Annotated in this window: 21 protein-coding genes; 3 read left to right on the forward strand and 18 right to left on the reverse strand. The window is 65.5% G+C overall.

Annotated elements, in window-relative coordinates; all coding sequences use genetic code 11:
• A partial coding sequence (gene purD / locus AC1P6P_RS09755; RefSeq protein ID WP_481402248.1) for a phosphoribosylamine--glycine ligase occupies positions 1-926 on the reverse strand: 926 nt, incomplete at its 3' end.
• Between the two features lie 80 nt (positions 927-1006).
• Here purD and xseA point away from each other — a divergent pair.
• From xseA to AC1P6P_RS09770, 3 genes are read left to right on the forward strand one after another with little or no spacing between them, the layout of a single operon-like run.
• A complete protein-coding gene (gene xseA / locus AC1P6P_RS09760; protein ID WP_481402249.1) occupies positions 1007-2425 on the forward strand; it encodes an exodeoxyribonuclease VII large subunit in 1419 nt (472 codons plus the stop codon).
• 51 nt (positions 2426-2476) lie between these two features.
• Positions 2477-2701 (forward strand): DUF2093 domain-containing protein, encoded by a 225-nt coding sequence (locus AC1P6P_RS09765; RefSeq protein WP_481402250.1) that lies wholly within the window; start codon positions 2477-2479, stop codon positions 2699-2701.
• Complete coding sequence (locus AC1P6P_RS09770; protein ID WP_481402251.1) at positions 2698-3540, forward strand: M23 family metallopeptidase; 843 nt, start codon at positions 2698-2700, stop codon at positions 3538-3540. Before AC1P6P_RS09765 ends, AC1P6P_RS09770 begins: the two co-directional genes overlap by 4 nt.
• Here AC1P6P_RS09770 and AC1P6P_RS09775 read toward each other — a convergent pair.
• From AC1P6P_RS09775 to AC1P6P_RS09855, 17 genes are all read right to left on the reverse strand, one after another.
• Positions 3537-4475, reverse strand: coding sequence for a lysophospholipid acyltransferase family protein (locus AC1P6P_RS09775; protein WP_481402252.1), 939 nt, complete (start codon positions 4473-4475; stop codon positions 3537-3539). The two genes, AC1P6P_RS09770 and AC1P6P_RS09775, sit on opposite strands and share 4 nt — an antisense overlap.
• 9 nt (positions 4476-4484) lie before the next feature.
• A complete protein-coding gene (gene lpxK / locus AC1P6P_RS09780; protein WP_481402253.1) occupies positions 4485-5450 on the reverse strand; it encodes a tetraacyldisaccharide 4'-kinase in 966 nt (321 codons plus the stop codon).
• Positions 5437-6705, reverse strand: a complete 1269-nt coding sequence (locus AC1P6P_RS09785) for a 3-deoxy-D-manno-octulosonic acid transferase (protein WP_481402254.1) — start codon at positions 6703-6705, stop codon at positions 5437-5439. The genes lpxK and AC1P6P_RS09785 overlap by 14 nt, the downstream gene beginning before the upstream one ends.
• Positions 6702-8537: an ABC transporter ATP-binding protein gene (locus AC1P6P_RS09790; RefSeq protein ID WP_481402255.1), complete on the reverse strand. Its 1836-nt coding sequence runs from the start codon at positions 8535-8537 to the stop codon at positions 6702-6704. Before AC1P6P_RS09790 ends, AC1P6P_RS09785 begins: the two co-directional genes overlap by 4 nt.
• 55 nt (positions 8538-8592) lie before the next feature.
• Complete coding sequence (locus tag AC1P6P_RS09795) at positions 8593-8820, reverse strand: DUF4170 domain-containing protein (RefSeq protein WP_481402256.1); 228 nt, start codon at positions 8818-8820, stop codon at positions 8593-8595.
• Positions 8817-9608 carry a 3'(2'),5'-bisphosphate nucleotidase CysQ gene (locus AC1P6P_RS09800; RefSeq protein WP_481402257.1) on the reverse strand — a complete coding sequence of 264 codons (792 nt, stop codon included), beginning with the start codon at positions 9606-9608 and terminating at the stop codon, positions 8817-8819. The genes AC1P6P_RS09795 and AC1P6P_RS09800 overlap by 4 nt, the downstream gene beginning before the upstream one ends.
• Complete coding sequence (locus AC1P6P_RS09805; protein ID WP_481402258.1) at positions 9595-10932, reverse strand: TldD/PmbA family protein; 1338 nt, start codon at positions 10930-10932, stop codon at positions 9595-9597. The genes AC1P6P_RS09800 and AC1P6P_RS09805 overlap by 14 nt, the downstream gene beginning before the upstream one ends.
• A gap of 379 nt (positions 10933-11311) precedes the next feature.
• The gene (locus AC1P6P_RS09810) at positions 11312-11644 is read right to left on the reverse strand and encodes a type II toxin-antitoxin system PemK/MazF family toxin (protein WP_481402259.1); all 333 of its coding nucleotides are present in this window, start codon (positions 11642-11644) and stop codon (positions 11312-11314) included.
• Positions 11645-11905 (reverse strand): AbrB/MazE/SpoVT family DNA-binding domain-containing protein, encoded by a 261-nt coding sequence (locus AC1P6P_RS09815; RefSeq protein WP_481402260.1) that lies wholly within the window; start codon positions 11903-11905, stop codon positions 11645-11647.
• A 93-nt stretch (positions 11906-11998) separates the two neighbouring features.
• Positions 11999-12922: an aspartyl protease family protein gene (locus AC1P6P_RS09820; RefSeq protein ID WP_481402261.1), complete on the reverse strand. Its 924-nt coding sequence runs from the start codon at positions 12920-12922 to the stop codon at positions 11999-12001.
• Between the two features lie 113 nt (positions 12923-13035).
• On the reverse strand, positions 13036-13449 hold the full coding sequence (locus tag AC1P6P_RS09825) for a type II toxin-antitoxin system VapC family toxin (protein WP_481402262.1): 414 nt from the start codon (positions 13447-13449) through the stop codon (positions 13036-13038).
• Entirely contained in the window at positions 13446-13862 is a 417-nt protein-coding gene (locus AC1P6P_RS09830; protein WP_481402263.1) for a DUF7662 domain-containing protein, read from the reverse strand. Before AC1P6P_RS09830 ends, AC1P6P_RS09825 begins: the two co-directional genes overlap by 4 nt.
• Positions 13863-13921: 59 nt before the next feature.
• Positions 13922-15451 (reverse strand): UbiD family decarboxylase, encoded by a 1530-nt coding sequence (locus tag AC1P6P_RS09835; protein WP_481402264.1) that lies wholly within the window; start codon positions 15449-15451, stop codon positions 13922-13924.
• 16 nt (positions 15452-15467) lie between these two features.
• Positions 15468-16967 carry an amino acid permease gene (locus AC1P6P_RS09840; RefSeq protein ID WP_481402265.1) on the reverse strand — a complete coding sequence of 500 codons (1500 nt, stop codon included), beginning with the start codon at positions 16965-16967 and terminating at the stop codon, positions 15468-15470.
• 5 nt (positions 16968-16972) lie between these two features.
• Positions 16973-18463, reverse strand: coding sequence for an amino acid permease (locus AC1P6P_RS09845; RefSeq protein WP_481402266.1), 1491 nt, complete (start codon positions 18461-18463; stop codon positions 16973-16975).
• Positions 18464-18602: 139 nt separating this feature from the next.
• Positions 18603-20060: an amino acid permease gene (locus AC1P6P_RS09850; protein ID WP_481402267.1), complete on the reverse strand. Its 1458-nt coding sequence runs from the start codon at positions 20058-20060 to the stop codon at positions 18603-18605.
• A 50-nt stretch (positions 20061-20110) separates the two neighbouring features.
• Positions 20111-20317 (reverse strand): VOC family protein (locus AC1P6P_RS09855; RefSeq protein WP_481402268.1); only part of this gene is annotated, 207 nt, incomplete at its 5' end.

Below are 20317 nucleotides of genomic sequence, written 5' to 3' on the forward strand. Positions count from 1 at the left end.
GCGATCAGCACCGTGAGCAGGTCCGACTTCAACCGCGGCAGGATCACCTGGGTCTCGGGATCGCCGAAGCGGCAGTTGAATTCGATCAGCTTGGGCTCGCCGTTCTTGATCATCAGCCCGGCGAACAGCACGCCGACATAGCGGCGGCCGCGCTCGGTCATGGCGCGGACGGTCGGCTTCAGGATGCGTTCAATGGTTTTTTCGACTACGTCCGGCGTCAGCACGGGAGCGGGCGAATAGGCACCCATGCCACCGGTGTTGAGGCCCTTGTCGCCGTCGAAGGCGCGCTTGTGGTCCTGGGCGCCGATCAGCGGCAGGACGTGTTCGCCATCGGTGAGGGCGAAGAAACTGGCTTCCTCACCGTCGAGATATTCCTCCACCACCAGTTCGCTGCCGGCCGCCCCGAAGGCGCCGCCGAGAATGTCGTCGATGGCCTGATCGGCCGCGTCGCGCGTTTCGGCGATGATGACGCCTTTGCCCGCGGCGACGCCGTCGGCCTTGATCACCACCGGCAGGCCCAGCGTCGCGGCGAAGGCTTTGGCGGCAGCCGCCTCGTTGAAGCGCTGATAGGCGGCGGTCGGGATGTCGAAGTCGCGGCAGAGGTCCTTCACGAAGCCCTTGGAGCCTTCCAGGATGGCGCCCGCGGCGCTGGGGCCGAGCGCCTTGATGCCCGACGCCTCGAAGCGGTCGGCGAGGCCGTCGATCAGCGGCACTTCCGGCCCGATCATGACGAAGCCGATGGCGTTCTCCTTGGCGAACGCGACCAGTTCGTCGGCATCGCCGGGGGCGATCGGCACGCACGCCGCCACTGCCGCAATGCCCGGATTGCCCGGGGCGCAATAGAGCTTGTCGAGCAGGGGGCTCGCCGCAAACGACCAGCACAGGGCGTGTTCGCGCCCCCCCGAACCGATGACCAGGACGTTCATGACAAGCCTCCCGAATAGAGCCGGACCGTCCCCTAAGAAACCCCTGGATTCAAGCGGCCATCCTGTATCATCTGTGGATCATGTCCGAGCGAACGAATCTGCCCGAATTCAGCGTTTCCGAGATCTCCGGCGCCCTCAAGCGCACGGTGGAGGATGCCTTCCCCTTCGTGCGGGTGCGCGGCGAAGTCAGCGGCTTGAAATTTCATTCCTCGGGCCATGTCTACTTCGACCTCAAGGACGAGAAATGCGTCCTCAATTCGGTGATCTGGAAGGGGTCGGTGCGCGGGCTCAAGGTCAAGCCGCAAGCCGGGCTGGAGGTCGTCTGCACCGGCCGGGTATCGACCTACGGCGGCTCGTCGCGCTACCAGCTGATCGTCGAGCAGGTCGAACTCGCCGGTCTCGGCGCCCTGATGGCAATGCTGGAAGAGCGCAAGCAGCGCCTCACCGCCGAGGGCCTGTTTGCGGCCGAGCGCAAGCAGAAACTGCCCTATCTGCCGGAGGTGATCGGCGTCATCACGTCGCCCACCGGCGCAGTGATCCGGGACATCATGCACCGCCTGTCCGACCGCTTTCCGCGGCGGGTGCTGTTGTGGCCGGTGGCGGTGCAGGGCGAGCGCGCGGCCGGCGAGGTTGCGGCGGCGATCCGCGGCTTTTCGGGGTTTCCCAAGGACGGCCTGCCGCGCCCCGACGTACTGATCGTGGCCCGCGGCGGCGGTTCGATCGAAGACTTGATGGCCTTCAACGAGGAAGAGGTCGTCCGCGCGGTCGCCGAGTGCCCAATTCCGCTGATTTCCGCGGTGGGCCACGAGACCGACACCACCCTGATTGATTTCGTCGCCGATGTCCGTGCCCCGACCCCGACCGCCGCTGCGGAAATGGCGGTGCCGGTGCGCAGCGAGCTGCTGTCCCAGACGATGGATCTGGAGCGGCGGCTGCTGCGCTGTTCGTCGGTCCAGATGGAGCGGCGGCGCGACGCGCTGCGCCACCTCGCCCGGGTGCTGCCGCGGGCCGACCAGCTCTTCGCCGCCCCGCGCCAGCGCTTTGATTCTGCGGCCGAGCGGTTGACCAACGCGCTGCGCCGCAACCTGGAAGTGCATCGACGGTCGTATATCGAGGCGGCGGCGCTGCTGCGGCCGGCGGGGCTAAAAAACCGTCTGGCCCAGGGTGCCGAGCGGGCGACCGGATTGGGAATGCGCCTTGATCGCTGCCAGCGGATGCGGCTGGGCGAGGCCGCCCGGCGGCTCGAAGGGTTGGCGCGCGTCCTTGACAGCATCAGCTATCGCGCCGTGCTGGCGCGCGGATTTGCCCTGGTGCGGGGCGAGGGCGGGGCGCTGAAGCGCTCGGCAGCGGCGATCGCGGCCGGTGAGGCCCTCAGCTTGACCTTCGCCGACGGGAGTGTGCCGGTGGTTGCCGGCGAGGGGAGCGTGACGCCGCCCAAACCGGCCAAGCCGCGCCCCGCCGTCAAGAAGACCCCCGGCAACCAAGGCAATTTGTTTTGATGGCGCCGGGCCGCTGCGTCGCCTAAAACCAGGGTCACGAAAGGTGCGCGTATGAACAAGATGGAACGGGATTTGAGGCCCGACGGGCTCGCGGAGCTCGAATACCTCGACGGCGAATACCGGGTAATCAAGTCCGGCACCTATGTCGTCTGCGCCGTGAGCGGCGTGCACATTCCGCTCGAGTCGCTGCGCTATTGGAGCGCCGACCTTCAGGAAGCCTATGCCACTGCCGATATCGCCCTGAAGCGCTTCCAGGAGACCGGGCACACGCCATGATCCTGCGCCGGACGCTGCTGACGGCGGGTGCGGCGACGCTAGCTTTTCCGCGCGCCTTGGCGACGCCGCCGCCGCCCGACTTTACGCTCACCGGCACGCGGGAGCAGGGCAGCCTGATGGTGGGGCGGGCCACTTTGTCCGGCTCGACGGTCACCGTCGACGGCAAGCCGGTCAGCGTTTCACCGGATGGCTGGTTCGTGTTCGGCATTGCCTACGATCGGACCGAGCGCATCGAATACGCAGTGATCACGCCGGGCGGCCTTGCCGAAAACAATTGGATCGAACCGGTCGTGCGCCACTACGACATCCAATCGATCACCGGCCTGCCGGAAAAATACGTCGAGCCGCCGGCGGAGATTCTCGAACGCATGCAGCGCGAGCGCGAGGCGATCACCGCGGCACGCCAGGCCGACACAGACGGTGTCGGGTTTTCGCAGCCGCTCGCGTGGCCGTTCGCGGGGCGGCTTTCCGGCGTATTCGGCAGTCAGCGCATCTTGAACGGCAAGCCGATGGCGCCACATCTCGCCGTCGATGTCGCTGCTCCGGAAGGCACGCCGATCCATGCCGCGGCCGACGGGATCGTCAGCATTGCCGACGATTACTACCTGGAGGGCGGCTTCACCCTGATCGATCACGGCCACGGCGTGTCCACCTGCTATCTGCATCAGAGCCAGCGGCTGGTGAAGGCGGGCGATGTCGTCAAGCGCGGCGATGTCATCGGCCTCGTCGGCATGACCGGTCGCGCCACCGGCCCGCACTGCCATTGGGGCCTCAACTGGTTCCAAATGAAGCTCGATCCCTCGCGCGCCACCGCGACACCCGAGCCGCCGGCGGCTTAAGCCAGCCCCATCTTCTTCATCTTCTCGATGTCGCGCGGGGTGGTCCAGCGGCGGTGGATCCATAGCCATTGCGCCGGGTCCTGGCGCACCATGGTTTCGACCGCGGCGGTGATCTTGGCGGTGAGCGCCTTGACGTCGTCGTCGGCATTGCCGGTCGGCGTGAATTCCAACGCCGGATGGATCGTCACCTTGAAGCGGGCACCGCGCGTGCGTTCGCAGCGCACCGGTACCAGCGCCGATCCCATCTTCAGCGCCAGCGACGCGGGGGCAGGCGTGGTCAGCGCCTCGCGGCCGAAGAACGGCACCGGCACGCCTTCATAGGTCTTCTGATCGACCAGCATGTAGATCGACTTGCCGCGCCGGAGCTGGGTGAAGATACGCCGCGTGCCGCGCGCGCCTTTGGTGATCTGTTCGCCCGGTCCGAGCTTGGCCCGCTGGCGCACGATCCACTGCGCCACATATGGATTGTTGGGCGGCCGATAGACCGACGCGCCTTCATAGTGCAGATGCTCGCCGACGGCGGCCAGCACCTCCCAATTGGCGAGATGGCCGGAGATGAACATCACGCCTTTGCCGCGCGCGACCGCGTCATAGCCATTCTCGGCGCCGACGACTTCGATCCGCCCTTCCGGTCCGAAGGTCAGTCTGTCGATGTGGGGGTACTCGCCGACCAGCCGGCCGAGGTTTTCGCACACCCGGCACACGATGGCTTCCACATCGGCATCGGACATGCCGGGGTAGGCGGCCTTCAGATTTTCGCGCGCGACATTGGCGGTCGGCAGGCGGCGGAAGACGTGGCGGCCGATGAACCCGCCCACCGCCGAGGCGGCGTCGATCCCGATCGCCCGGAACAGCGCCATGAAGACGAAGAACGGCGCGGCTTCGCCGAGAAACCGGATCGTCTTGCCGAGGGAGAGGGTGTCGCGTGCCGTCATGGATGGCGGCTATCGCGCGCTGGTGAAGCTGTCAAGCAACCGATCTAACCCGTCCGGGGGATCGAAGCCGGCAGCCACAGGCAGGAAACCGATGCCGTCGCGGTCGGCGGGCGCGATCCGGACCCAATCCTTCTCGGTCGTCACCAGCCGGGCGCCCCCGGCTTTGGTCTTCAACGCCGACAATTCTTGGTGCGAATAGGCGTGGTGGTCGGCGAATCGGGCCGTCTCGACCAGCTCAGCGCCGAGTCCGGCCAGGGTCCGGAACAGCTTCTCAGGTCGGCCGATACCGGCAAAGGCCATCACGCGCACGCCTTTCCAATCGGTTGTGGCGGCCGCCGCCACCCGGGCCCGCAGCACCGTTCCGTTGAACCCGGCGAGTTGCGGATTTCCGTCGCCGGCCAGGATCACGGCATCGGCGCGGGCAAGGCCCTGTTCGGCTGACTCGCGCAGCGGCCCCGCCGGCAGCACGCGGCCATTGCCGAAGCCGCGTTCGGCATCGACCACGACCAGCGACAAATCCTTGTGAAGTGCGAAATTCTGGTGGCCGTCGTCCATCACGATCACGTCGGCGCCGCGCTCCACCGCCAGCAGCGCCCCGGCCCGGCGGTCGCGGGCGACAACCGTGGACGCCTTGCGGGCGAGGAGGAGCGGTTCGTCGCCGACCTGTTCGGCGGTGTGGCTCTTGGTGACCACCACCGGCCCGGCCAGCGTGCCGCCATAGCCGCGCGTCAGGAAAAACGGGTTCTTGCCGTGGGCGATGATGGCGTCGGCGACGGCGATGGCGATCGGGGTCTTGCCGGTGCCGCCGGCCGAAATATTGCCGACACAGACGACCGGCACGCGGGCCCGGTACGGTTTCGCATGCGCCGCCTTCCAGCGCACGGTGGCACCATGGAGCCAGCCCAGCGGCGCCAGCACGGCCGCGGCGAGCGTTGCGGCGGCGTCGTCTCGGTCCCAGAAGTCAGGCGCGCGCATCGAGCATCTTCATCACGACCTCGACGGTCTTGGCGACCGCCCCGCCGAGGCTGGCCGCGCCCGACTTCGCCGCTTCACCAAGCTGTTCCGCAGCCACCGGATCGCTAAGCAGTTTTTTGGCCAGGGCGACGATCTCGCTCGAGGAATTCACCGCGCCGACGCCCTGCGCCGCCAAGATCGCCGCAAATGCGGTGGTGAAATTGTAGACGTGCGGGCCCGCCATCACGGCACAGCCGAGCTTGGCCGGTTCGAGCGGATTTTGCCCGCCGTGGCGGATCAAGCTGCCGCCGATGAAACAGAACCGCGTCAGGCGATAGAACAGGCCGAGTTCGCCCATGGTGTCGGCGATGTAAACCGCGGTGTCGGCATCGGGCAGCGCCCCGGCGGAACGCTTTTTCACGCCACGCGAGCCGCACAGCGTGGCGATGTCGTCGGCGCGCTGAGTATGGCGCGGCACGATCACGGTAAGCAGATCGGAGAAGCTGCGCTTCAGCGCGTCATGCGCCGGCAGGATGGTTTCCTCTTCGCCGGGATGGGTCTGCGCTGCCAGGAAAACCGGACGATTGCCGATCGCGGTGCGCAAGCTCGCCAGCTTGGTTTCGTCGGCAGGCAGCACCGGCGCATCGGCCTTGAGGCTGCCGATGACCGCGACGTTGGGCGTGCCAAGGTCGCGGAAGCGGGCGCCGATCTCGTCGTCCTGGGCAAGGCAGGCCTGATACGCCGCCATGATATCGGCCGCGGTTTTCTTGACTCGGCGCCAGCTATGAAACGAGCGCGCGGTCATGCGCGCATTGATCAGCGCCAGCTTCACGCCGCGCTCGCGCGCATTGAGGATCAGATTGGGCCAGATGTCGGAATCGACGAACAGGCCGGCCTCGGGCTTCCAGTAGTCGAGGAAGCGTTTGGTGGCGGCGGGCGTATCGACCGGCACGAACTGATGAATGGCGCCTTGCGGCAGCCGGTCGGCCATCACCTTCGCCGACGTCACCGTGCCGCTGGTGACCAGCACCGTGCACGGCAGCGCCCCCAGCAGCGCATCGATCAGCGGCAGCGCCGCGACGCATTCGCCGACCGAGGCGCCGTGCACCCAGATCAGCCGACCTTCGGGGCGCTGCAGCGACGCGTAGCCGAGGCGCTCGCGGGTGCGCTCCTGGTTTTCCTTGCCGCGCAGGGTACGGCGCTTCAGCAGCATCGGCACGGCCGGCGACAGCAGGGTGGTGACAAAACGATAGGCGGTGATGCCGAAGGGTGTCATGCCTGGACGTGCTCGGCGGCGGCGGGGGACTCGTCGTGATGATACAATTTCATGTAGAGCCCGCCCATGGCCATGAGTTCGCTGTGGGTGCCCGCTTCCACGACGCGGCCCTTGTCGAGAACGTAGAGCTTGTCGGCATCGGCGACGGTCGAAAGGCGGTGGGCGATCACGATGGTGGTGCGGTTTTTCATCAAGCGGGTCAGTGCTTCCTGCACCTGCCGCTCGCTTTCGGTATCGAGCGCCGAGGTGGCTTCGTCGAGCAGCAGGATCGGGGCATTGCGCAGCATGGCGCGGGCGATGGCGATGCGCTGGCGCTGGCCGCCGGAAAGCTTCAACCCGCCTTCGCCGACGCGGGTGTCATAGCCCTCGGGCAGGAGGGTGATGAAATCGTGCGCCGCGGCATCGCGGGCGGCCTGTTCGATATCGGCGCGACTGGCGCCGGGGCGGCCGAGGGCGATATTGGCGGCGACGCTTTCGTCGAACAGGATCGGGTCCTGGGTGACGAGCGCCATCGACCGGCGCAGCGAGGCCAGCGTCAGGCTGCGAATGTCATGGCCATCGATGGCGATGGTGCCGGTATCGGCCTCGTAGAAACGCAAAAGCAGATTGAAGATCGTCGTCTTGCCCGAGCCCGAGGGGCCGACCAGCGCCACCTTGCTGCCGGGCTTGACCTCGATGTCGACGCCTTGCACCGCCGGCGCCGCGGCATCGGCGGCGTAGGTGAAGGAGACGTTCTTCAACAGCACCCCGCCGCCTTCGGGCGCGTGGCGCACGGCGAGTTCGGCGGCATTTGGCGCGTCGACGATTTCCGGCACCGCATCGATCAGGGAGAACACACGGATCGCCGCGGTCATGCCGCTGGTGGCGATGGTATAGACTTGGCTCAGGTTGCGGATCGGCTGCAGCGCCAGCAGCATCGCGCCCATGAAGGTGATGAACTGATCGGCGGCGAGTTCGTGATGCGAGGTCTGGTAAAGCGCGTAGAACACCACCGCGCCGCTGACGACGCCGGAGAAAATGTCGGTCACCGGCACCGCCGACGCCCGCCGCTTGGCGAGCTTGACGAGCTGTTTCAACCGTTCGCTGAGCCGTGCTTCGGCCAGCTTGGAAACGTGCGTCTCGAGCCCATAGGCCTTGATGACGCGGCGGCCGTCGAGCGCCTCGGTGATGGTCATCGACAGCGTACCGGTCTGTTCCATGTTGCGCTGGACGGTGCGCCGGATCGAGCCGCCGATCTTGCCCATCGCCCAGGCGACGCCCGGAACCGCCACCACGCAGATCGCCACCAGCTTCCAGTCGGCAGTGATCATCACCGCGACGAGAGCGACGAGCTGCACCAGTTCCAGCGCCACCGCCGCCACGCCGCGCGAAATGGCATCGCGCATCAAGGTCGCGTCATAGAGGAAGTTGGAAACGAAGGTGCCCGAATGCACCGCATTGAGCGCGGCGAGGTCGCGCCGTACCAGAGTATGAAACATGTCGCGCTGCGCCGCCGTCACCACCCGCTCGCCGACGCTGTCCATGCGCGACTGCTGGATGTAGTACGACACCGCGCGCGTCCACAGGATGACGACCACCGCCAGGGGCAGCGTCCAGATCGCGCGGTCGCCGCTGAACAGAGCCGCCGCCAGACCGGTGCCGGGCTGGGCGCTGGCATCGCCGAACAGCACCTTGGTCGCCGGGCCGAGAATCCACGCCAGCGCCGCCGTGCACAGCGCATAAACCGCCATCGCCAGAATCGCGAACGCCAGCGTCGCTCGCTGGTCGCGGAGGTAGTGGCGCGCCACGCGGCTGATGATGGCTTGGGCGGGCGTCGACGGGGTTTGGCTCATGCGCCGCGGTGTAGCACGGGCCCTGGCGCCGGGCGAGGGCATCGCGCAAAACCGGTTATTCCGGCTCCATCAGCTTGTGGATATGGACGACAAAATACCGCATCGCGGCAGTATCGACCGTGGCATGGGCCTTGGCCTTCCAGGCGTCGTAGGCGTCTTTGTAATTGGGATAGATGCCGACGATGTCGAGCTTGGAAAGGTCCTTGAAATCGATCGTTTCGGGCGAGGTCAGTTCGCCGCCGAAGACCAGGTGCAATAACTGACCGGGAACGAGTTCGCTCATGGCTGGCTCCTGGGACCGCTATCAAGGCGCGCGAGCAGCAGCGCGTGCAGCTTGGGACCGGCGGCCAGTGCCGACGGCTGGTAGACGCTCTCGCGGTTGTAGCGCGGCGCCACGCCGTCGATGGCGGTGATGAGCCCGCCCGCCTCGCGCACGATGAGGTCGGCGGCGGCAAGGTCCCAGTCGTGCAGCGAGGCCATCGTCAGTCCGGCGTCGAAGCGGCCCGCCGCCACCAGCGCCACGCGATAAGCGATCGAGTTGGGGTTTTCCACATGCATCTCGGGCCACGGGGTCGCCCAGCGCGGGTCGTTGAGGGTCTTCTTGCTCGCCAGCATGTTGCAGCCGTCGAGGGTCTCTTTGGCGCTGACGTGAATGCGCTCGCCGTTGAGGAAGGCGCCTTCGCCGGCGGCGGCGGTGAAGCATTCCTCCGTGATCGGATTATAGACGCAGGCCGCGATCGGCTGTTCGCCTTCCACCACTGCCACCGACACGGTGAAGTGCGGCTTGCGCTTGACGAAGGCGAGGGTGCCGTCGATCGGATCGACCACGAAGACGCGTTCCGCCGCAAAGCGCGAGCGGTCGTCCTCATTCTCCTCCGACAGCCAGGCGTACTCGGGGCGGGCGCCGCGCAAGGCGCCGGTGAGATACTTGTTGACCGCGAGGTCGGCCTCGGTCACCGGGCTGCCGTCGCTTTTCGTCCAGGTCTTGCAATGACCGGCGAAGATTTCGCGGGCAATGGCGCCGGCGGCCAACACGGAGTCTCGCAAAAGCGGCAGATCACGCTCCGGCAACGGTCATTCCCTCGATGCGGACGGTGGGGGCGTTGGTGCCATAGCGGAAGACAAGATCGCTGGCCGGCGTCAGGGCGAGGAACATGTCTTTCAGATTGCCGGCGATGGTCACTTCCGACACCGGATAGGCGATCTTGCCGTTCTCGATCCAGAAGCCGGCGGCGCCGCGGCTGTAGTCGCCGGTGACCGAATTGACGCCCATGCCCATCAGCTCGGTGATGTAGAAGCCTTCCTTGATGTCGGCGATCAGTTCGTCGGGGCTGAGCGTGCCCGGCTGCATATAGAAATTGGTGGAAGCCGGATGCGGCGGGCCGCTGGTGCCGCGGGCGGCATGGCCGGTGGTTTGCAGCCCGAGCTGGCGGGCGCTGGCGCAATCAAGCAGCCAGGTCTTCAAGACGCCGTCTTCCACCACCGCCAGCTTCTTGTTGGCGACACCTTCGCCGTCGAACGGCTTCGAGCGCAGGCCGCGCAAGCGGTGCGGATCGTCGATGATCGCGATACCGGGCGCGAACACCCGCTCGTTCATCCGGTCTTTGAGGAAGCTGACGCCGCGGGCGATGGCGGCGCCGGAAATCGCACCGGCCAGATGGCCGATCAGCCCCGCCGACTCGCGCGGGTCGAACACCACCGGCACCGCCTGGCTTTTCGCCTTGCGCGGATTGAGGCGCGCCACGGTGCGGTCCCCGGCGCGGCGGCCGACCAGCTCGGCGGTTTCGAGATCGGCGGCAAGGCGGGCGCTGGAATAATCGTAGTCGCGCTCCATCTCGGTGCCTTCGCCGGCCAGCACCGCGACGCTGATGGTATGGCTGGTGCCGGCATAGCGGCCGTAGAAGCCTTCGGTGGTGGCAAGCGCGATGGCGGTGCGGCCGAACCCGGCGCCGCCGCCTTCCGAATTGGTGATGCCCTTCACCGCCATGGCGGCGGCTTCCACGGCGCGGGCCTGTTCCACCAGCCGGTCGGCGGAGGGCTCGGCGCTGTCTTCGATGTCGAGGGCGGGGAAACGCGTCGCCAGCCGGTCGCGCGGGGCGAGGCAGGCGAACTTGTCCTCGGGCGCCAGCTTGGCCATCGTCACGGCCCGGGGAGCCAGCGCGGCGACCGCCTCGCGGCTGAGGTCGGTGGAGGAGACGAACGCCACCTTCTGACCGACGAAGACGCGAAGCCCGATGTCCGAGGCCTCGGAGCGTTCGACGTCCTCCAGCTTCCCCAGGCGATAGGAAACGCTGGACGAGACGTTTTCCACGTACAGCGCGTCGGCGGCATCGGCACCGGCCTTTTGGGCGGCGGCGATCAGGTCCTGCAAAAGGGCCTCGGGTTTGGCGGTCATGCCCCGTTTGTCGCGCGGCCGGGGCGGGAAGGCAAGGTTAAGGGGAGGCGGAAAACCGCGGGCCTGCCCAATTGAACCCCGGTTTTGGGCTGGGAGGGGAAAAATCGGAAAAAGTGAATTCAATTCCGGCTAAGTCGAAGCAGGCAAATGAAATTTGCCTTGCTGGCAGGACGCTCTGGACGCTGCCGGAATCGAATTTGATTCGTTCTAAGGTGCGCGAGCGCCGTGATCCGTCGCGGTCAAACAGCTATGTCGAGATGGGGTGCGGCAAGGGAAATTTCAAGGGGCGCCGGGCGAGATTTCCGATCCGGCAGTGTATCGAGAGGCACGCCGAGGTCCCTAACTGCCGGATATCAAGGGACACTATGCTTATTGGGTGCTACTCGAAAATCGCGGCAAGCTTCGCCAGGACTTCATTGACGATCTCATCGGGCAGGCTTTCGAGCTTGCGGCCGTGCCGGGCCTGGAGATCAAGAACGCGCGGCTGATCGCAGCGCACAACACCAGTGGTTTGTGTTCCGGCTCCCATCAGGGAGACCGCGAACCCGGCGGCGCGGGCGAACTGGCCACCACCGGTGATCGGAACCACAATCGGCGCTTTGGTCAGCGCATTGAATTCGGTCGGCGAGACAACCAGAACCGGCCGCTTGCCGCGCTGCTCGTGCCCTTCGGTGGGATCGAGCGAAACGAGATAGATGTCCCCCCGCTCCATTTAGATTTCCTCACGACCGACAGGGCCGGAGGAATTCCAGGTCCGGTCTTCCTCGCTGATCGGGGCATTGGCATCGCACTGCGCCAGAAGTTCTTGCAGCGCATATTTGGGCTTGGCCTGGGGTTCGAGCACCAACTTGCCAGCCTCGACCGAGACTGCCACCTGCCGCCCGACGGTCAGATTGGCAAGGTCCAACAGCGCCGGCGGAATCGCGACCATCACCGAGCCGCCGACCTTTCGCAGAATTGCCGTGTGCGCCATAAGCTGTACCCCGGAAGTTATACTTCAATATAACTTACCCGGCCCCCTACATCAATAGCGGGTTTTCAGGCTCTTCGCCGACGTAGGGGTAGGTCAGTGCGCCGGCGTGAAGTAGATCATCTGGTGGTGGTAATCGATGTAGATGTGCAGGCGGCGCAGTTCGGCGAGGCCGAGGGTCAGTTCGGGCTGTTGCGAAATGTACAGCGGCCCGCGGCCGGCGCCGGCGTGCAGGGCGCGGCGGTGTTCAATGGCTTGATCGGCGCGCGAAGGCAGGATGAGAAGCTCGGGATTGGCGATGCTGAGGCCCTCGACGCTGAGCGACTGGAAGCGGTGGGTATAAAGCTGGGTCCCGTCCGGGAGCTTGCGCGCGGGGGTGTTTCCCGGCGTGTCGTCGCTGATGTCATAAAGCTCGCGGGCGGTGCTCTGTTTGATGGTCGAACGCGCCATGCCGGTCGCCAGAACGGTCTGCAATTCGTGGCCGTCGAGGGTCATTTTGAACGTGATCTTGTTCTGGTCGGTCACCACCATCGGCAGCTTGGCGATGGTCGCCGATGGCCAGTAGACCGGCATCGCATCGCAATGGTCGCGGCTGATCAGATTCAGCTTGCCGGCGGCGAAATCGAGTTCGACGTCATAGGCGCGCAGGATATCGGCGCCGAGCGCGCCTTGTGAGGCGTGGGCTCCGGGCGGCACCGCGCCGGCGCCTCCGTTCATCACAAAGAGATCGAAATTCTCGTTTCTAAGGCCGCCCAGCGCGAAGCTCGGGACGGTGGCGCGCCGGTTCGATATCTCGCCGTCGATGCCGACAAAATTCACGTCGCTGTGGCGGCGCGGAAAATTGTGGCTTTCGGCATAGTTGGCCGAGATGCCGCTATAGGGCGTCGCGGTGCTGACGCTGAAGTAGAGCGGTTCGCCGGCCACCGTCACCGGCACCAGTGCCTGCCCGCGTTCGATCGTCAACGGAACGCTGGCGACCATCTTGAGTGGCGCGCAGTCGTCCGCAGTGGCCGGAAGCATCAATGTGCCTAAGGCGGCGCAGGCGAAGAGTACGGATCGCATCATGAAAGCCCCCCGATCGAGAGTACACCGTATCCCTAAACGGGCGACGCAGCCTGTTCCGTCGCGACCGATCAGCAGGCGAGGGCCTGGATATGGCCTTGGTCGGCGTAGTCCAGCAGCAGCCGGTCGCGGGTGACGAGGTGCAGGCGCAGGGCGCGGGCGGTGGCGGCGATGATGCGGTCGGCGGGATCGCGCGGCGGCTCGCCCGGCAGGAACGACGAGGCGATCAGGATTTTTGGCGAGAGGTCGGCCAGCGCCATGCCGGGAACGTCCATCAATGCCTCGAACCACGCGTCGGGCGCCATCGCCAAGGCGATTTTCCCGCGGGCATTCAGCAAGCCGATCTCCCACGCCGTCATCGGCGAAACGTAGATCGGCGAGCCGTCGCGCGCCGCTTTGTCCACGGCTTCGGTCGCTTCCGACGCCACCGGATCATCCTGGCTAAGCCAGATCGCGGCGCAGGTATCGAGCAGCAACCCCGTCATGCCCCGCCCCATTGCGGATCGGCGGGAGCGGTGAGATCGATATCGGCGGCGATGCGGACGGTGCCCTTCAGCGCGCCGCGAAGCGGATGGCGGGTGGCATGAGGCGTGATGAAGGGGCGCTGGGCATCCGACATACCAGATCGGTGTGGTGTCGCTTCAATCGGCGGAGGCGCTATCTTGCGGAAAAACACTGTGTGTTCTTCGAGGCTTACATTTACCGTTTCATACCCTGCCGCCAGCCATGTCTTGGTCATGACGTTGTTATCCGGGTTGTTCGACCACCAGGCGCGGTGATGATAGGCTGAGGGCGGTAACTTAAAGCCGAGGACCTCTTCCAATTCACTGAAAGTGCAGGGAAAATTCAAGCATCCTTGGTCGTTCAGGAAGGCAGCGAGCGGGGCATATTTCGACATTGCTCATCCTTCACTGAAGGTGCAAGGAGAGATGAACACACATTGTGTAACACTGCAAGTCAGGCTTTCCAGATCGGCTTGCCGCTCCCTGGCAACCCCAGCTTCCCCCACATCGCATCCACCCGCCGCACCACGTCTTCGTCCATCGCGATCTTGCGGCCCCATTCGCGCTTGGTCTCGGGCGGCCATTTGTTGGTGGCGTCGAGGCCGATCTTGGAGCCGAGGCCGCTTTCGGGGCTGGCGAAATCGAGATAGTCGATCGGGGTGTTCTCGATCACCGTGATATCGCGCGCCGGGTCCATGCGGGTGGAGATGGCCCACATCACGTCTTTCCAGTTCCGCGCGTCGATGTCGTCGTCCACCACGATCACCCATTTGGTGTACATGAACTGGCGCAGATAGCTCCACACCCCCATCATCACCCGCTTGGCGTGACCGGGATACGCCTTCTTCATCCGCACCACGGCGATGCGATAGGAGCAGCCCTCGGGCGGCAGCCAGAAATCGAGGATTTCGGGGAACTGCTGCTGCAACAGCGGAATGAACACCTCGTTCAGCGCTTCGCCGAGCACCGACGGCTCGTCGGGCGGCCGGCTGGTGAAGGTGCTAAAATAGATCGGATCGCGCCGCATGGTGATCGCGGTGACGGTGAAGACCGGGAACTGTTCTACCGAATTGTAGTAGCCGGTGTGATCGCCATAAGGGCCTTCGTCGCGGTAATCGCTAAGCGAGACTTCGCCTTCCAGAACGATCTCGGCCTCGGCCGGCACCTTCAGCGGCTGGGTGACGCAATCGGCCAGCTCCACCCGGGCGCCGCGCAACAGGCCGGCGAACTGGTATTCCGACAGCGTTTCGGGCACCGGCGTCACGGCGGCGAGGATGATGCCGGGATCGGCGCCCAGCACCACCGCGCAGGGCAGCGGCGCGGCGTGTTCCTTGGCCCAGCGGGCGTGATGCTGCGCCCCGCCGCGATGGCGCAGCCAGCGCATGATGGTCTGGGTCTTGTTCAAGACCTGCATGCGATAGATGCCGAGATTGAAATCGTCTTCGCGCGCCTCGCCGGGGCCTTTGGTGACGACCAGCGGCCAGGTGATCAGCGGCGCCGGCTCGCCCGGCCAGCAGGTCTGGATCGGCAGCGCGCCAAGATCGATGTCGTCGCCCTTGAGCACGATTTCCTGGCACACCGGACGCGACACCTGTTTCGGCCGCATCGCCATCGCCGCTTTGGCGAGGGGGAGCATGTCCACGGCATCGCCGAAGGTTTTCGGCGGGCTGGGCTGGCGCATGTCGGCCAGCATCTCGCCGACCTCGCGCAATTCGGCGGCGGTGGTGCGGGCCTTGCCGCCCAGCGTTACGCCCATGGCGACGCGCTTGACGGTGCCGAACAGATTGACCAGCACCGGAATGTCGCTTTGCTGGTTGTCGGGCTTGATCGGACGCTCGAACAGCACCGCCGGTCCGCCCTCGGCGAGCAGCCGGGTCTGGATTTCGGTCATCTCGAGCACGGTGGAAACCGGTTCGCGCACGCGCACCAGTTCTCCGGCGGCTTCCAGCGTGGCGATGAAGTCGCGCAGTGAGCGGTAGGACACGCTTACCCCCTTGGGGTCACTCCCCGTTTTTGACCGTCCACTTGGAAGGCGCGGCGTGCCAGACGCCGTACGCGAAGTATATGACGAGCCCCAGCGCCGTCCAGACGCCAAGCCGGACCCAGGTGGCGTCCGACAGCGAATATCCCATCACCCCGCACACCGCGATGCCGGCCGGGGCGGTGAACCACACCATCGGGGTACGGAACGTCCGCTTGGTCTTGGGCGAGGTGATGCGCAGGATCATGATGCCGACGCACACTGCCACGAAGGCGAGCAGGGTGCCGATGGAAACGAGATCGGCGAGCACGTCGAACGGGAACAGCGCCGCCAGGAGCGCTGCAACCGCACCGATGATGATGGTGCCGCGGTGGGGCGTCTGGAAGCGCTTGTGCACGGCCGAGAAGGCGGGCGGCAGGAAGCCGTCGCGGGCCATCGAATAGAACACGCGGGTCTGGCCGTAGAGCGAGGTGAAGGTGACGGTGCCGAGCCCCGCCATTGCGGCGATGTTCACCCACTGCACCAGCCAATGCAGTTTCGGCATCCGGTCGACCGCGAAGCTCATCGGATCGGGCACGTCGAGCGTCCTCCAGTCGGAGATGCCGATCAGCACGATCGCGATCAGGACATAGAGCACGGTGCAGATCGCCAGCGAGCCCAAGATGCCGATCGGCAGGTCGCGCTGCGGGTTCTTGCACTCGGAGGCCGATACCGACACCGCCTCGAAGCCGATGAACGCGAAAAACGCGATGCCGGCGCCCGCCAGGATTCCCGACCAGCCGAAATGGCCATAGGTGCCGGTGTTTTCCGGAATGAAGGGCGTGAAATGCGACGCCGTCACATAGGGCAGGCCGAACAGGATCAGCACCAGCACGATGCCGACCTTGAGCAGCACCATGGCGTTGTTGAAGCGCGCCGTCTCGCGAACGCCGACCACCAGCAGGGCCGTCAGCGCCGCGATCAGGACGACGGCGGGAAGGTTGAAGTAATCGCCGGTGAAGCCGATGTGGTGGATGGCCTCCACCGCCGACAGATGGGGATTGTAGTTGGAGCACTGCACGTCGCTTGCCACGCACAACGGCGCATTGGCGTAGACGCGCGGAAAACTGATGCCGAGCTGCTTGAGGAAGTTGAGGAAATAGCCCGACCAGCCGGCCGCCACGCCCGAGGCCGAGACGCCGTATTCGAGCACCATGTTCCAGCCGATGAACCAGGCCATGAAGCGGCCCATGGTGGCGTAGGCATAGGTGTAGCTCGAGCCCGATTCCGGGATCATCGAGGCGAATTCGGCGTAGCACAGGCCCGCGAACAGGCAGCCGAGGCCCGCGATGCCGAACGAGATCAGCACCGCCGGGCCGGCATTGGCCGCCGCCGCGTGTCCCGCGTAGACGAAGATGCCGGCGCCGACGATCGAGCCGATGCCGATCATGATCAGGCTGGTCGGCCCCAGCGCCCGCTTCAGGTGATGCTCGCTGGCGGCGACGGGGTCGATGTCGGTCAGGTCGGAATCGTTGGCCATGGAACTCACTCAGCCGTTTCGCGGATATGCCAGCGCGCCGGCACGGCATGACGGATGGAATAGGCGAAGAAGATGACGACGCCGATCACCGTCCAGATGCCCAGCCGCGCCCAGGTGTCGGGCGGCAGCCAGTACATCATGGCGCCGCAGACCACCATGCCCGCGGGGGCGACGAACCACACGACCGGCGTGCGGAACGGGCGCAGCGCCTTGGGCTTGGTGATCCGCAGGATGAGCACGCCGAGGCAGACGATGACGAACGCCAGCAGGGTGCCGATCGAAACCAGCTCGCCGAGCACGTCGAGCGGCAACAGGCCGGTCATGACGCACGAGGCCAAACCGGTGATGATCGAGCCCTTCCACGGCGTCTTGAAGCGCGGGTGAATCTCGCTGAACAGCGGCGGGATCATGCCGTCCTTGGCCATGGCGTAGAAAATGCGCGACTGACCGAGCAGCAGCACCAGCACCACCGAGGCCAGCCCCATGATTGCGGCGACGTTGATGTAGGGCGCCAGCCACGCCGTCGCGGCACTGGTTTCAGCCGCCATCGACACCGGATGGGCGACGTTGAGGCTCTTGTAGTTGGCCAGGCCGGTCAGCACGTAGCTCATCAGCATGTAGAGCACCGTGCAGATGATCAGCGAGCCGAGAATGCCGATCGGCACGTCGCGCTTGGGGTTCTTGGCCTCCTGCGCCGCCACCGACACCGCGTCGAAGCCGATGTAGGCGAAGAAGATCACGCCGGACGCGCGCAAGACGCCCCACCAGCCGTAATTCCAGCCGCCGGTATTCTCGGGAATGAAGGGCGTGTGATTGGCCGGCACGACATGCGGCAGGCCGACGATGATCACCAGGATCACGATGGCGAGCTTCACCGCCACCATGACATTGTTGAATTTCGCCGAGGCGTGAATGCCGACCACCAGGATGGTCGAAATCGCGATCACCAGCGCGACGGCGGGCAGGTTCACCCAGGCGCCCGTGGTGCCGATATGGGCCATGGCGTCGATCGCGGTCGCCGAGGTGCTGTAGGTCGAGCAATGCGGATCGGTCGCCACGCACAAGGGCGCGCCGGTGAGGGCGGCCGGCAGATGCACGCCGAGCGAACGCATGAAGTCGGTGAAATAGCCCGACCAGCCCGATGCCACCGTCGCCGACGAGGCGAGATATTCGAGCACCAGATTCCAGCCGATGAACCAGCCCATGAAGCGGCCCATGGTGGCTCGCGTATAGGTATAAGCGCTGCCCGCGACGGGGATCATCGAGGCGAATTCGGCGTAGCATAGCCCGGCAAACAGGCAACCGAGGCCGGCGATTGCAAACGAAATGACCACGCCCGGTCCGGCGTAAACCGCGGCGGCGCGTCCGGTGATGACGAAAATGCCGGCGCCGATGATGCCGCCGATGCCGAGCGCGATGAGATGAAGACGGCCCAACGACGGCTTTAAATCGACCTCATGTTGTTCGTCGAGCGGCTTGTCAACGGATCCGGACATCAGGCGCGGCCTAGCGTTTTTGGAGTGCGATAGAATATTTCACTGCAAAGGGAACGCCACGGCGACGCCCGCGCCACCGTAACGGCCTCTCAGACGGAGAGTCCAGACAATGTGTCGCTTCCGCGACGCTTTGGGCGGCTTACTCCGCGTCCTTGATCTGCCAGCGCGGCGTGCCGGTTCGCCAGGCGCCATAGGCGAAGAAGATGACGAGGCCGAGGACCGTCCACAGCACCAGGCGAATCCAGGTGACGTAGGGCAGAGACCACATCATCAACAGGCACATGACGACACCGATCGGTGCCACGATCCAGATGTAGGGCGTGCGGAACGGGCGGATCGCCTTCGGCCGCTTGACGCGCAGGATCAGCGTGCCGATGCAGACGACGGCGAAGGCAAGCAGGGTGCCGATCGAGACCAGCGGATTAAGGATGTCGATCGGCAACAGGCCCGCGAGCAGGACCGCGAACAGGCCGGTGATGATCGAGCCTTTCCACGGCGTGTTGAAGCGCGGATGGACCTCGCCGAAGACCTGGAAAAACAGGCCGTCCTTGGCCATGGCGTAGAAGATGCGCGACTGGCCGAGCAGGAACACCAGCACGACCGAGGCCAACCCGACGATGGCACCGACGCTGACCCACGGCGCCAGCCACTTGAGCGATGCGGATTGTTCCAGCGCCATCGACACCGGATGGGGCACGTTGAGGGATTTGTAGTCGGCGAGGCCAGTCAGCACGTAGCTCATCAAGACATAGAGCACGGTGCAGATGGCGAGCGAGCCGAGGATGCCGAGCGGCACGTCGCGCTGCGGATTTTTCGACTCCTGCGAGGCCACCGACACCGCATCAAAGCCGATATAGGCGAAGAAGATGAGACCCGTCGCCTGCAGCACGCCGCTCCAGCCGTATTGGCCGAACACGCCGGTGGTGTTCTTCGGGATCAACGGGATGAGGGCGTCGTGCTGGGCGGGAACGTGCAGGGCGCCGACGACGTGCGGCAGGCCGACCGCAATCACGATGATGACGATCGTGGTCTTGATCGCCACCATGGCGTTGTTGAAGTTCGCCGACAGATGCACGCCGATGATCAGGACCGCGGTAACGACGCAGATCAGCGCCACCGCCGGCAGGTTGAAGTAGGCGTGGGTGTAAACCAGCTTCTGCTGGATGCCCTCCAAGGCGATCGGCGCCTGGGCGTAGGCGGCCGGAATGTGCACCCCGATATAGGTCATGAAGTCGTTGAAGTAGCCCGACCAGCCGACCGCGACGGTCGAGGACGCGGCAAGGTATTCGAGCACCAGATTCCAGCCGATGAACCAGGCCATGAAGCGGCCCATGGTGGCGTAGGTGTAGGTATAGGCGCTGCCGGCCACCGGAATCATGGAGGCGAACTCGGCGTAGCACAGGCCGGTGAAGGCGCACCCGAAACCGGCGATAGCGAATGAGATCACCACACCCGGGCCGGCATAAATCGCCGCCGCATGCCCGGTGATAACGAAGATGCCCGCCCCGATAATGCCGCCGATACCGAGCGCGATCAGATGGATCGGCCCTAGGGTCGGCTTGAGGTCGACCGGTTCATCTTCGTTAACAACAGCCATAACTGCCCCCTGAATGAGCGTGCACAGGAAGGGGGCACCGTAACGAGGCGCTACCGCCGGGTCCAGACGGCGAGTTCGTTTCCACCCGGATCACGGAAGGTGAATCGTCGCCCTCCGGGAAACTTTTCGTGATTGAGGATCTCGCCGCCGACCGCTTTGACTTTCGCTTCGGTCGCTTCGAGGTGGTTGGAATAAAGTACCAGCAGCACGCCGGTGCCAGTCACCGCTACTTTGCGTTCGCCATTGAAGCCGCCATC

The organism is Rhizomicrobium sp., from assembly GCF_056722145.1.